This window comes from Terriglobus albidus (genome assembly GCF_025685425.1).
Lineage (GTDB): Bacteria > Acidobacteriota > Terriglobia > Terriglobales > Acidobacteriaceae > Terriglobus > Terriglobus albidus.
Map to the genome: position 1 here is coordinate 19,636 of NZ_JAGTAS010000037.1, position 13,107 is coordinate 32,742.

Here is a 13,107-nt window from a genome sequence, read left to right on the forward strand (position 1 = left end):
GAGAGGCTCGCCCTTTCGCTTAGATGGGTCGAAATATTCGAAACTCCCATGCGCTGGGTGTCCCTCGAAATGTTCATCTAATAATCAATGTTCCGCAATGCCTGCACTCCCAAACGTTGTTTCAACTGTTCAAGGTAGAGGCTTGCGGGTGCGACCGGTGTTCCTTCGGAGTCGATGATGCCCTGCGGCAGCATGGGGAGTTCAGGGCCTGGATCGAAGGTGGGCAGCTTGCCGAGGAGTTGTTCGCCACGGTTGCCGATGGCCCAGTTCGCGGCTCCCGGAGGCATCTGGACAATGTAGGATTTGGCGACGTTGTTCCACAGCACACCCCAGCCCATTGTCCAGCCATGTCCCGATCCCATTGAGCCACGGTTCATCAGGTCGATGCCGCCTTCAGGAACCTGGCAACTATCGATCAATAATCCGGTCGACCAGCGCTGGTGTGGCTGGACGTGACCGTTTCCATGAAAGATGCAGTGCAAGACAACATTCGGACCCTGCATACCAGGACCGACGGCGATGTAGAAGACACTATCGCCGGTGGCGCTGCATCGATCGAAGAGAATCTGCGTACCATTGGCGGAGAAGTCCGCGGGTTTGGCGTTGCCGACGATTGATTTGCTCTGTGTCACGTCTACCTGCTGCACTGTGATCCGTCGCGCGTCCTTACCGATGCCGATTGCTTCGGTCGTGTCGAAGATACGGAGATTACGAAGCCAGCCGTCGACCACGTTATTCATCTGCAGCCCGTTGAAGTGCTTGTCATTGAGCGTCACGCTGCGTGCCGGAGCAACTAGTCGCAGGTTCTCCACGCCGACCTGCGAGATTTGCCCGGTGTGTTCCACCCTGGTGATGCTTGCTCCATTGGGGCCAAGGTAGCGAGCGTCATACGAGTCGGCGAGAGGAACATCGAAGATGAGCTTTTTACCATTGATTGCGGCAATGGTGCGTTCTGTCTTAAGGTCGCCGGCGATCCATGTCTGCTTCTTGCCGTTGCGGACCAGCGTGTCCATGCCCATCTGGTGTAGCCACTCAGGTGTAACCGGACGGGTGATCTGCACCCTGTCGCCGACGTGAAAGAGGGCTGAATCACGAACGTTCAATGAGTTAGACCCGGATGGCACATAGGCATCGGAGATGGTGGTGGAAGGACCGTCTGCCTTGATGTTATTTTGTCCCGCGATGGAGATGGCCAGATGCGGATCTCCGGTCATCTCAATCACCGTGCCACCTTCCTCCATTCCACTTCCGTGGAGGACAACGCCGTCTGCCTCAATCTTCAAGGTAGCCCGGCAATGGAAGCGGCCCTTGGCGAGAACCACGCTTCCCCTCACGCCATTCGCTAGCGGCAGCTTCGATACCTTGTCGATCGCCGCTTGGATTGCCGGTGTGTCATCGCCTCCGGAAGGAGCAACGGTCGCTTTCACAGGCAAAGATGGAATGGCAACGCCGCCGCCACCGTAACCGGCATATGAGAAGTCGAGGATGCGGTCACCGGCTTCGAGTGTTTTGTAGGTCAGTTTTCCGGAGGCATCCGGATAGACCCATTGGCTGCGCGGCGCAGAGGGAGGCGCTGCATTGATTGCAGCACTCAGAGTTAGGAAGGCGATACCGAAGGATCGAGAGTATTGTGAATACCGCGCCGAGCTCAAAAGGGGTCTCCTCGTTTCCATCAGCCTTTGTCTGTCTCGACGCGCACAGTTCCGCCGGCGCCGACCGTAACACGAACCGAAGAAAGTGAGCGCCCGTGGTCGTCAGTCTCGACGGCAGCCTTCACCGGCTGTCCGTTCACCAAAAGCGAGTCGTGGCGTCCATCGAAGATCGCTCGCCAGATCAGTGCCGGACCGCGTTGGTTGGTGAAGGTAGTGCGGCGGTTGCCCTCATGGCGAACGCTGACCTCGCAGGCGCGGATGGGAAGGTTGCGTACCTCGGCCCAGCCAATGGTGTTTCCCAGGCCCGAGAGTGTCTTCACCGTTACCTCAACCCAATTGCCTTCTACCGAGGAGAGCAGAGGCGACGTGAATTGCAGGTTCACTCCCATGATGTCGCTGATGATATCGCCCACTCGAGTGAACGAGATCTCGGGATACTCCAGGCGCGCATGACTCAGATCGAGCAAACGGGAGACGACAGCATTCGGATCGTCAGCGCGTGGGAAGCCTCCTGTGCCGGAGATTCCCTCTGCATTCCAGTCCAGGGTCTGGGCTCCGCCAGCGCCGCGTCCACTGCGGCCTTCGAGTTGATAGTCCTTGTTGAGCCGCGCATAAAAACACTGGTCTGTTTGGTTCCACCATGTCTCGCGCAGCAGCTTTTCAACGGCCGCGGCTTTTGCCAGGAATGTAGCCGCCAGTGCAGCGTTCTGACGCACCTGCTGGATATGCGCATAGGCAAGATAAGCAGCACGTTGCGAGGCAAGCACGTCGAAGCCAAGCACATAGGTGTGATCGCTCTCGTTGTAGCCGGGAATACCGCGATTTTTTGGAAACTTCTTCTTCGTGTCGAAGATGCCGCGGACATTCAGCAGGCGCGGCCGCGTCATGATGTGGTCGATATCCAGGCCCCAGCGCTCAACATAGTCGTTGACGGTGCGGTCGTAGAGATTAAGAAGCCCCGGATCTTCGACGTAAGCCGGATCGCCGGTCCAGACATACATGCGATAGCAGCAGTCGACCAGGTCGAAGTTCGAGGGAAGGTTGTACCAGAACTCCGCGTCATCTTTGTAGTCCACTGGAGCGGGCCGGTTGAAGCGGCCAATCTCCCAGTAGCTGCACCAGTCTTTCGAGTCGGAGATGTGCTCGGCGAATCTGCGCAGCATGTTGAGATTGCATCGCGCCAGCCCGAGCATGTGTGCCCCAAGGGCCTGATGGCAGGTATCGCGGATACAGAAAGCCTCGCGTCCGGGTTCAACGGCCTCATACCAGGGGCCTACGGGATCGTTCTGGTCAAAGGTGTAGGCCATGGCCTGTGTTCGAGCCCAATCGAAGACCTCGACGAGCTTTGCGTTGGAGGAGGCAATTTCGAGCTTTGACGGTAGCAGCGCTGGGCCTGGTTTTACCTTGCTTGCCCCCGTCACTAACTGCGCGAAAGTGGAACGCGATGCGGCGCCGAGCAGGCCTGTCGCTAGAAGGGTTCCGCATAGTTCGCGGCGAGTGAAGTGTCTGCGATGTGAAATCCGATCGGTCGGCATGGTTGATGGGCTGGGATCTTGAGGTTTCAGGAGTGGCACCATCATACATGTATTCGTATACATTCCGGCATAGAGCCCTGGGCTCTTTTTCGGATGGACAGAGAAGACCGAGGGCTAAAAGCCCATTTACTGTTACGCCTTTTTCAGCGGGCTGTGCCACCTTTTCAACTGCTCCTTAGACCCTTCGGATTGAGGATGGGGCGCGATTGTCCTGTACCACACACCCTCCTGCATCGCCTTCCAGAAGTTTTCGCCGGTGTAGGCCTGGATCCCACTCCACACCGCTCTCACCTCCCTTGCGGCGCTCTACCATGCACTGGATGGTTTCAAGGCCGGGCGCTTTCGTGCCGTAGGAGCATTGCTCAAGGTATGATTCCCCTTGTTTCAAGGTGCGCGCCGAATATAGCAACGCCCTGCGGGTTGCATCTATGGCAATCGACCTAAGGAGAACTGCCTTGCTGACAAGACGCCAGCTTCTGAAGTCTGCCTCGCTTGCTTCCCTTGCCGGCAGTGCGACGACATGGGCCGAGCCGTTCGTGGAGCGTGCGAGAGCGATGCATCAGCAGATGCTGATCTTCGATGGCCACGTCCATGCGCTCGACCGAGAGTTCTATCACGGCGGCAGTATGGGAGAGCGTTCGAACCAGGGACAGTGGGATCTTGTCCGCGCCAAAGAAGGTGGAGAAAAGGCCTTCTTTCTCTCCATCTTTGTGCCGGAAGAGTACTATCCGGGCCGCTTCGAAACCAAGCAGACGCTCCGGCGTATCGATCACGCATATCGCCAACTGGCGTTGAACCGAGACAAGGTCGTGCTGGTGCGCAAGGCTTCTGAAATTCAAGCGGTAGCGGCATCGGGCAGGCTTGCTGCGGTTCTGGATATTGAGGGTAGTTACGATCTCGACGGAGACCTCGGCGTGCTTCGTGAGCTGCATGCCAGAGGCCTGTGCTCGGCGCAACTCTCCGCTCATAACTGGAACCAGCACTATGCGGATGCATGCTGCTCTCCGGCAAAAGCCAATGGCCTTACGGAGAATGGCCGCAAGCTCATCCGGGAGATGAACCGGTTGGGTATGATCATCAACGTCTCGCACTCGGCGGACACGACGATGGAGCAGGCCATCGAAGTAAGCGATCATCCGGTGGTTGCGACGCATCACGGACTGCGCAGCGTGAATGACATCCCCAGAAACATCCCGGACCGCCTGCTGCAGAAGTTAGCGGCGAAGGGAGGCGTACTCGGCATTCAGATCGGCAGCGAGTTCGCCTATCCCAAGGAGTATGCATGGATCACGGAGCATCGCCGCAAGACGTTCTGGGACACTACCGATATCCCGACGCGTGTTAAGGGGAAATCGATCTACGAGGTCGATGAACTTGTGGCTCCGGGATATCCGATGCTGGGCGCCGAAGTTCCGGCTCAAGTGCAGATGAGCGTGGACAGCTGGGTCGATGTGGTGGACCGCGTGATCCGCCTGGCGGGTGAAGATCACGTCGCGCTTGGCAGTGACTTCGATGGCGGCCCCACGCTGGCGCGCGGGATGCGCGACGTTCGTGACCTGCCAATGATTACGGAGAGTATGCTGCGGCGAGGCTATTCGGAAGAACGGATAAGGAAGTTCTGGGGTGGAAATCTGTTGCGGGTTTTTGGAGAGATTGCCGGAGGTTAGTTTTTGTTTTTGTCATTTCGGCGCGAAGAGGAGAAATCTGATTTGATGAATCACCCCTGCCCGGGTGCCCATCCTCGCAACGCTAGGAGGGGTTGGGTTCACTAGTAAGTCACGTCAACTATTCGTACTTATGCTCGTTGGAATTTGGGGTGTTCCTAGCCCACCCTAGCGTTGCGAGCGTTCACCCCAACGAACAGCGTTCGTTGGGGACCCCGAAGGTTGGGGCACCCGGCAGTATTGAGAACGAAGAGTCCGCGTATAAATGGCGAGTCCGAAACGACATAGAAGCAATCTGCGGTATACCTCCTAGAGGTTTCTGCCATCTCTAAAGATAGGTTCTTGCCATAGTCGCGGTGATTTTCCGGTTGCTATGATCTCCGCACTATGCTCCGTCAGTCGATTCGCAAAATCCCGGGCGTGCCGCAGCTGATCAAACTCAACACCGATTTTGAGAACTGGTGGTTTGACTGGCGTCATGGCACGGATACTTCAGCTGACCGAGCCGACCAGGCTCGCAAAGGCTGGGAAACCGATCCAACCAACCATACTTATGTGCCGATTCGCCCCAAATGCGCGCGGCGTGTGCTGCATGCCCTGCCTGTAACGAATCCGCAGGAGTACACCTTCATCGACGTCGGTTGCGGTAAAGGACGTATGCTTCTCCTGGCTCTGGAGGAGTATCCCTTCCGCACCGCCATCGGAATCGAGCTGCGCAAGGAGCTGAGCGATCTCGCAAAGTTGAATCTCCATAACGACGAGCGTGCCCGCTTATGTGAGGCAACGTGTATGAACGTTAATGCGATGGAATTTGAGTTTCCCGACGAAAAGCTGGTCGTCTACCTCTTCAATCCGTTCGGTGAAGATGTGATGCGGACTGTACTGGAGAACCTGGGACGCTCACTGGAGTCGTCTTTCCGCGATGTCTGGGTCGTTATGGATTTCCCCGTCTATGCGAGCGTGGCGGATAGTATGCCGTATCTCTCGTTCGTAAAGGAGGGCTACGACTATCGCATCTACCGCGCTAAGAATCCACAGACGATGGCTGTTGCAGCGTAGCGTTCACCGCGGAGGGCGGCAGCCGCTGCATGTCTCGGCTGCCGTCTTTCGCTAAGCCGTCCGAATCAGACCTAATTGGGTGAGTGCGGTCACGCCATCGTCCAGACCGATCTCCTCGGCGATCTTGCCATCTTTGATGCGGAGAACAGTGGTTCCTGTGAAGTGCATCCTGCGGCCGCTGTTGGCGGGCAATGAGCCGGCGAGGAAATCACTGAATGCGGGTCCGGTGTGCGTACCCCCGCCTTGCCAGCGCCCGACAACGTAGTCTCCCTCTGCGATGAGGTCCGCCGCTCCCCAGAAGTTGAGGTTCGGGAAGGCTTGGCGAAATCCCGTCATAAATGCCTTGATGTCGTCGTGACCCCGGCGTGGTTCGTGCAGCGAATACTGCAGCAACATGTCTGGAGCCGCAAGTTCGTCCACGATGTTGAGATTTACGTTTGGTCCCCAGAACTCCGTGAACCAGCGGCCTACAAGAGCCTTGTTCTGTACTTCCTTCGACATACCTGTGTTCCTTTTGGGTTGAAATGGCAGAGGCGAGATGTCGCTCTGCACGTCAGAACCTAACCTGATAAGGTGTCGATCACACTCCGGATCTTGCCGCCAAATTTTTGAACCGTGCATCGCAGGCGGTCCGAGTTTGAAGGCAAGAATCGGAGTGTTCCGCATCACGCGTCTCGATAGTGTTGTCCTCAAAGAGAGACACGTATGAAGACTGATCTAAAAAATTCAGGACTGGCCTTGCAGGAGCCTGGCTTGTCACTTCCAGACGCAACACACGCGTTATCGCGCATCGCATCGATTGACTGGCAGCTTATTGCAAGCGACCTCAATGACTCAGGCAATGCCGTGCTGAAGAACATCCTTATGGTGCACGAGTGCGAAGCTGTGGCAGCTCAGTATGGGAACGATGAGTTGTTCCGCAGCCGCGTCGTTATGTCGCGGCATGGTTTTGGCCGTGGCGAGTACAAGTACTTTCGTTATCCGCTGCCTGAGTTATTGCAGGGGTTACGGACGTCTCTCTACGAGAGGCTGGCTCCGGTTGCGAATCATTGGAACGAACAGATGGGGATCGGTATCCGCTATCCGGCCCAACACGCCGAGTTCATCGAGCGTTGCCATCGGGCTGGGCAGTTGAGGCCGACACCGCTGCTGTTGCAGTATGGCGCCGGAGACTATAACTGCCTGCACCAGGACCTGTACGGTGAGCATGTTTTTCCCATCCAGGTGGCATTTCTATTGTCGGAGCCGGGGAGAGATTTTACCGGCGGTGAGTTTGTCCTGACCGAGCAGCGCCCGCGCATGCAGAGCCGGGCTGAAGTCGTACCTCTGCGGCAGGGAGATGCGGTTGCCTTTGCTGTTCATCATCGTCCTGTGCAAGGCACGCACGGCAGCTACCGGGTAAATCTCCGGCATGGTGTCAGCCGTCTTCGCTCAGGACAGCGATATACCCTTGGCGTTATCTTTCATGACGCCACATAGTGAAGATCATGAATTCCTCACTTTTTGAAGACGGACCCCCGTCCCTGCTGCCGAAGGATCTTCTGGGTCCAGGTACGGCAGTCCTCGCAGGCTTCGCGCTTGCCGCTGAGGAAGATTTACTTTCCGCTCTCAAGCGCGTCACTGAGCAGTCGCCATTCCGCAATATGGTGACGCCCGGTGGGTTCCGCATGTCGGTGGCGATGTCGAACTGCGGTGAGCTGGGATGGGTGACAGATCACACCGGCTATCGGTATGACCACATTGATCCGAGGACGAGCAAGCCATGGCCTGAGATGCCAATGGAATTCAAAGATCTGGCGAGTTCTGCTGCGAAAGAAGCAGGCTTTGCGGAGTTCAAGCCGGATGCGTGCCTCATCAACCGATACGAACCAGGCTCGAAGTTGTCACTGCATCAGGACAAGGATGAACGTGACTATACGCAACCGATCGTCTCGGTGTCGTTAGGCCTGCCTGCGACCTTCCTTTTTGGCGGGCTGAAGCGAACGGATACGCTCCAACGCATCCAGGTCGTTCATGGCGACGTGCTGGTGTGGGGAGGGCCTGCGAGGCTGCGTTATCACGGCATTGCACCGTTGCGAGATGGAACCCATCCGCGGCTGGGTCCGGTTCGCTACAACCTTACCTTTCGGAAGGCCGGCTGAAGGTTTCGAAGCGCCAGTTACTCCGCGTCGTCTTTGCCATATTCAGAATCGGATTGTCTGCCGAGATTCTCCCGGCAGACAATCCGGCAAGGACCTTATCGATGTGCAGCTTAATCACCGTGCGACGAAGTGGTGCTGTTTGCTGCGGATAAACAGGAACATCACCATCATCCAAAAAAGATTGCGGGCAGAGGCTGCCGTTCCTTCCCGCCTGAGGAGACTGAGGATTTACCTCGCTCAGCAGTTGCATGTGGATGAATTCGCCGTTCCTCCATAGTTGCTCGGCACGATTTGAAACGGCGGCAACTGTGCATCTGCCGGCGGAATCGAATTGAGCGCGTCGACTTATTTGATTCGCACAACAGAATACCGATCTTGTGATCGTCTTTGCCGTCTTTTGCGCTCTTTCATCCTGTAGTGCTGAAGCCGCGGGGAGTGTGAGTCTCGCGGTAAGATTTGCTCCGCCGCTACGTCAGGTTATAGTCAAATTATCTTCTAACTAGTTCGCATACGACGAACTGATACTGGTGCAGTGCAATACTGGCCTTCGGCTTCTTCCATTGGTCTCCACTTGATGTGCGTAGATCAGATCTTGAGAGAGGAAGTTCACGTCATGAATTACAGTTTTAGGAAGACTTTTACTCACATATTCGCCTGCATGAGGCATCTTGTTCTGCTTCGATTCGCTTGCATGCTGTTCGTTATGGTGGCGTTGTTTGAAACAACGGTTGCTCAAACTACTGTTGCTAACGTTAACGGCACGATTTTCATCATGGCCTCACCCTATAACGCAAAGTGCGATCTTTTGAAGCCTGGAGGGACGCTCACAGTCAACACGTCAGGTGTGACAAGCGGTGTCACGTTTTTGAGTACGGACGTGGGAAAAACCATTAATGGCGGTGGGTTCGTTTCGGGGACCTGGGTTGTCTTCTCTGGTGTTATTGCATCTGTGACTGCGGGCAATGCCACGCTAGCCTCAGGCGCGCCTTCTTCAACGGTAACTACCACGACGTGGTACTACGGTCATGACGATCAGATAGCAATTCAAGCTGCACTCACCGCGGCGGAAAGCGCAAATGCGCCGGTGCAGCTACCGCCGGGCGCTTGTCTTACGAGTTCGCTTGTTTGGCATGGGCAAAGCATTTTCGGCGCCGGCATTTCCTTGAGTACGCTGCAGGGAATGCCGGGACAGGATGTTCTTGCAACTCCGGACACTCCTACTATCTGGTCTATTCCTCAGAATGGTGTGTTGGTGCATGACTTCACGGTGAATGTAGATGCCAGCGTGAATGCGGCTGCCACAGCAGCGGGAGGTAACAATAATTTTCCTAATCGCATTAGTGGAACGGCGGGAGGGAGCACGCCACTGTCTTCGCCACCGGCGCCGGGTCCGGTGACGATTAGCCCATCGGATGCTTGCGGAGCCTATATCAACGACGGCGTGCATTCGACAAGTTTGTCGACGCTGTATACAACGTGTGGAGGCTTCCAGGCCATTCCAAGTCAGTACGTAATTGGAGCTCAGGTTACTGTCATCGGTGCGGGTCCGAGTGGCGGAAATCTTAATGCGACCATTACCGCAATTACTGGAGCGAATACCGTAACAATCTCGCCAGCTGCCTCGACCGGCATCTCAAATGGATCTGGCAGCTGGGGTGCGGGTGTAATCGCGCCATGGTACGTAGGCAATTGTGCTTTCGCCGCTCCCGATAGCAACGCCTCAACTGGTGTAGGCAATCAAGGCCTAAATCATTGGTATTGGGAACACATTAATATTCAAGCGGTTGATCAGCCTGCGAACCGCGCAAACAATACATGCGGAATCTTCCTGCAGGCCGCATCAAATAAATTAGGCTTCCGGCACATGATAGTAACGAATCTGTGGGGTGGGATCATAGAGGCACTTCCTGCGGCCGGCCTCGGGTCTCTGACGGCATGGACACCAGACACTAACGATTATGAGGACGTGAATCTGCAGTTCAACCTCATTCCAATGGTCTGGTACAACGGTGCACATCGAATCGTTAATGGACTCAGTATCTACGCCGGCGGATTGCAGCCCTTTTCGCTAGGTCTCTTTCAGTTCAATGTTCCAATTGGCATCTCTTCGACTCCGAGTGCAACATTCAACCGTTACTACGATGAATGCTGGACACCAAACTCGGGAGAACACGCCCGATACACCGGTGTAAACAATGTGATAGACGGTGGTGTATTAGGGCAATGTGGCTCTGCAGGAGGCATGTATATCAATTGGGCTACATCACAAGGATTTTCCAGCGCCGCGATTGGGCCGAATTTTCGGATCAATGGAAGCCACAATACCTTCTTGAATTCGAACCTCTTACCTTCGCAGGTAACCAATAACGGCCCTGCTAACGAAATCGAAGGTGGGACATCCGGAAGTAATCCGAACCTATTTCGCAGGGCTTATGCGCAACCGGATGCTCCTTTTCCTCCAGCGGGCTTTGGCGATGGAAGTTCCGCTCTTTCGGGAAATTCAGCGACGCCCTATCGGAGTTCTGCAGGACTTGTTGTGAAGGCGGACGACCTTTTTGGCACACTCAATTCAAGCCTGATTTCCTCGGGGATATTTAAGTATGTCGTGGATAACGGCCTTGAGACCTATGGCTCTTATCTCGATGTAGCGGGAACTCAATATATCCCTGGTCAGGGTGGGGAACAGATCGGCGCTAATATCTTCTTTCTTCTTGGAACGAGATGGCCCACTACCAGCGGCTATCTTGTGACGCAGGGCATGTGTGAGGGTGCGGCATCTTGCTCCGCTACCTTCACCGTCAGAGACATTACAACATCTACTAACCTGGGTAGCTGCACTGAGACATATAACGTGCAATACAACGCGGCCACGTATTCTTCGCAGGTGTGGTCTATTTCCGGCGCACCGGGGACGGCAACAGCTTGTCCGATCAATCTTACGAACGCAACTCCCGGAGATGAGTTTGGCGTCTTCACCAGTACATGGTCCGGAACAGGTCTCTCGGGTTATCGTGTCGGCTACATCATGTTCGTGCCGGCCAATACAGATGTGGCCTCTGAACTCTCATCAGTATTCGGCAAGGTGTTGAGCGCGACCACCTCAAGTATCGGAGGTGCTTCTGTCTCCGCTGGCGCATGTGCCAGCGGAACAGTCTCAATTACTGGAGCTACTACGAGCATGGTTGCAGCGGCATCCCCAAACACCAATCCGGGATCGGCTTTCACGTGGAACGCCCAAGTCACATCTCCAGGGACGGTAACTGTATACGTATGTACCAACCTTGCTGGAGGCGGAACCCCCGCAGCCTCAACGTACAACGTGCGGGTGATTGAATAACAGCTGGATGCGAAATAGAGAGCCTTGCGAAGGGGTGGGGGGATGCGAGCCCGCCCTTTCGCGCTCAAAGGCGTTCAAGCTTTTCATATCGTCAGGCCTCGGGAACGCTCCATTCTCGCACGCATTTCAAAGAAAAGACGCAGCGCAGGAGACTTGTTGCTAGTCGGCAAGTGTACTTGCAACTAATACCAGACGTTGAACGCCTTTCCAGGCCTCGGTGATGTCGATGGTCTCGTTCACCGTGTGTGCGTCTTTGCCTGTGCCTCCGGCGCCGAGGGTTACAGAAGGAATGCCGAGGCTCATAGGAAAATTGGAGTCGGTGGATTGCCGGCTGGTCGTCAACGCCGGCAGGCCCATTGCCTGGTTTACTCCGCGCACAGTATCAATCAGCTTCGAGTCTGACGGTGTCGAGCCTGTAGGGCGATAGCCAAGCAGGTCGATCTTCATCGTGAGTTTGCCGCGATCGTGCCAGCGGGCGTTCTCTTCGTCCAGGGCGGACTGTGCTGCCCGCTCCACGGTGGCTTTGGTTGTTTCGAGTAGGCCTGACTCTTCTGAACGCATATCGATCTCTGCGAAGGCGCTCGAAGAAATGGTGTTTACCGAGGTGCCGCCGCCGATGCGGCCTACGTTGAAGGTGGTCCGGGGCGTCTCGGGTGTCTGTATCTCGTCTATCTTCGCGATCGCGCGGCCGAGCGCATGGATGGGGTTGGCGATGCCGAAGGCATTGAAGCTGTGTCCGCCGGGGCCGGAGTAGGTGAGGCGCAGGCGATAGCTGCCAACTCCTCCGGTGACTGCGTCGGTGATGGATTCCGGTCCATCGATGGAGATGAAGGCGTCGATGTCTAATTTGGTCTTGCCACGAAAGAACTCCTTCATGCCGCGGAGATCTCCGAGACCTTCTTCTCCGGTATCTGCGACGAAGGTGATAGTGCCTGTGGTCTGTACCTTGCCCGCGTCCAATGCCTGTGCGACACCCACCAAAGCCGCGAGACCGCGGCAGTCGTCATAGATCCCTGGGCCCTTAAGTACATTCCCCGTGCGCGTGACGTGCACATCCGTGCCTTCTGGAAAGACAGTGTCCAGATGTGCGGCGATCACGATATGAGGGCGTGGGTTTTTACCGGGTCTGTCGCCAATGAGGTTTCCTGCGGCGTCCGTATGTATGTTTTGCAGGTGTGCCGCTTTGAAGAGCTCTTCGACGGCAGCGGCACGCTTCTCCTCGTGGAACTCTGGGGCGGCGATCTCGCAGAGGTGGATCTGGGTCTTGATATTGGCTTCCGCGTTCGATTGCGCGAAACGCAGCGCATCTGCGACGGCGGGCTGTTGCATCGTGGTTTTGGGGTCGGCAGCGTGAGCGAGGCAGGAGAAGAGGAACAACGCGATTGCCGGCTTCAATCGGTTCATGGCATTCAATGTAGAGCATTTTCCGACGGATTGAGAGCGGGAAAATGTTTGCCAGGGTGTGCCAACATTTTCATGTTGAAGCGAGGAATTATGGAGCGGGCCTTCAGCCCTTTGACCGAAGCGCCAAAGGCGCTTTGTTTTGCTTAAGGGCACGGCTTTAAGCCGTGCCGTGTGGATCTCCACTGAGAGCGGCTTTAGCTGTGGTGTCTCAACAGGTTGTTGTCTTTGAGGCCGGATCTGCTGATGGGTGGAGCTTGATTGAGGCTAGCATGAGGTCGGTGCCAGTTGTACTGATGGATCCATGGTCTGAGGTGT

The 13,107-nt window shown here is 55.9% G+C and carries 9 protein-coding genes and 1 pseudogene; 5 read left to right on the forward strand and 5 right to left on the reverse strand.

Annotation, left to right across the window (positions count from 1 at the left end):
- Window positions 1-77: 77 nt before the first annotated feature.
- Window positions 78-1,652: a hypothetical protein gene (locus OHL21_RS07490; RefSeq protein ID WP_263416632.1), complete on the reverse strand. Its 1,575-nt coding sequence runs from the start codon at window positions 1,650-1,652 to the stop codon at window positions 78-80.
- 20 nt (window positions 1,653-1,672) lie between these two features.
- Window positions 1,673-3,187 carry a hypothetical protein gene (locus OHL21_RS07495; protein ID WP_263416633.1) on the reverse strand — a complete coding sequence of 505 codons (1,515 nt, stop codon included), beginning with the start codon at window positions 3,185-3,187 and terminating at the stop codon, window positions 1,673-1,675.
- Window positions 3,188-3,642: 455 nt separating this feature from the next.
- Between OHL21_RS07495 and OHL21_RS07500 the strand changes: the two genes are divergently transcribed.
- Entirely contained in the window at window positions 3,643-4,854 is a 1,212-nt protein-coding gene (locus tag OHL21_RS07500; RefSeq protein WP_263416634.1) for a dipeptidase, read from the forward strand.
- A gap of 384 nt (window positions 4,855-5,238) precedes the next feature.
- Window positions 5,239-5,910: a class I SAM-dependent methyltransferase gene (locus OHL21_RS07505; RefSeq protein ID WP_263416635.1), complete on the forward strand. Its 672-nt coding sequence runs from the start codon at window positions 5,239-5,241 to the stop codon at window positions 5,908-5,910.
- A gap of 51 nt (window positions 5,911-5,961) precedes the next feature.
- On the opposite strand, the gene OHL21_RS07510 is transcribed toward OHL21_RS07505, so the two are convergent.
- Window positions 5,962-6,411, reverse strand: a complete 450-nt coding sequence (locus tag OHL21_RS07510) for an ester cyclase (protein WP_263416636.1) — start codon at window positions 6,409-6,411, stop codon at window positions 5,962-5,964.
- A 204-nt stretch (window positions 6,412-6,615) separates the two neighbouring features.
- On the opposite strand from OHL21_RS07510, the gene OHL21_RS07515 reads away from it, so the two are divergent.
- From OHL21_RS07515 to OHL21_RS07525, 3 genes are all read left to right on the forward strand, one after another.
- Window positions 6,616-7,389, forward strand: coding sequence for a 2OG-Fe(II) oxygenase (locus OHL21_RS07515; RefSeq protein WP_263416637.1), 774 nt, complete (start codon window positions 6,616-6,618; stop codon window positions 7,387-7,389).
- Window positions 7,390-7,397: 8 nt separating this feature from the next.
- On the forward strand, window positions 7,398-8,051 hold the full coding sequence (alkB, locus tag OHL21_RS07520; protein WP_263416638.1) for a DNA oxidative demethylase AlkB: 654 nt from the start codon (window positions 7,398-7,400) through the stop codon (window positions 8,049-8,051).
- Between the two features lie 613 nt (window positions 8,052-8,664).
- Window positions 8,665-11,388: a hypothetical protein gene (locus OHL21_RS07525; RefSeq protein ID WP_263416639.1), complete on the forward strand. Its 2,724-nt coding sequence runs from the start codon at window positions 8,665-8,667 to the stop codon at window positions 11,386-11,388.
- Window positions 11,389-11,547: 159 nt separating this feature from the next.
- On the opposite strand, the gene OHL21_RS07530 is transcribed toward OHL21_RS07525, so the two are convergent.
- Both OHL21_RS07530 and OHL21_RS07535 read right to left on the reverse strand, forming a co-directional pair.
- The gene (locus OHL21_RS07530; protein WP_263416640.1) at window positions 11,548-12,792 is read right to left on the reverse strand and encodes a M20/M25/M40 family metallo-hydrolase; all 1,245 of its coding nucleotides are present in this window, start codon (window positions 12,790-12,792) and stop codon (window positions 11,548-11,550) included.
- Window positions 12,793-12,986: 194 nt separating this feature from the next.
- A pseudogene (locus tag OHL21_RS07535) lies at window positions 12,987-13,107 on the reverse strand (IS481 family transposase); the annotation flags it as partial.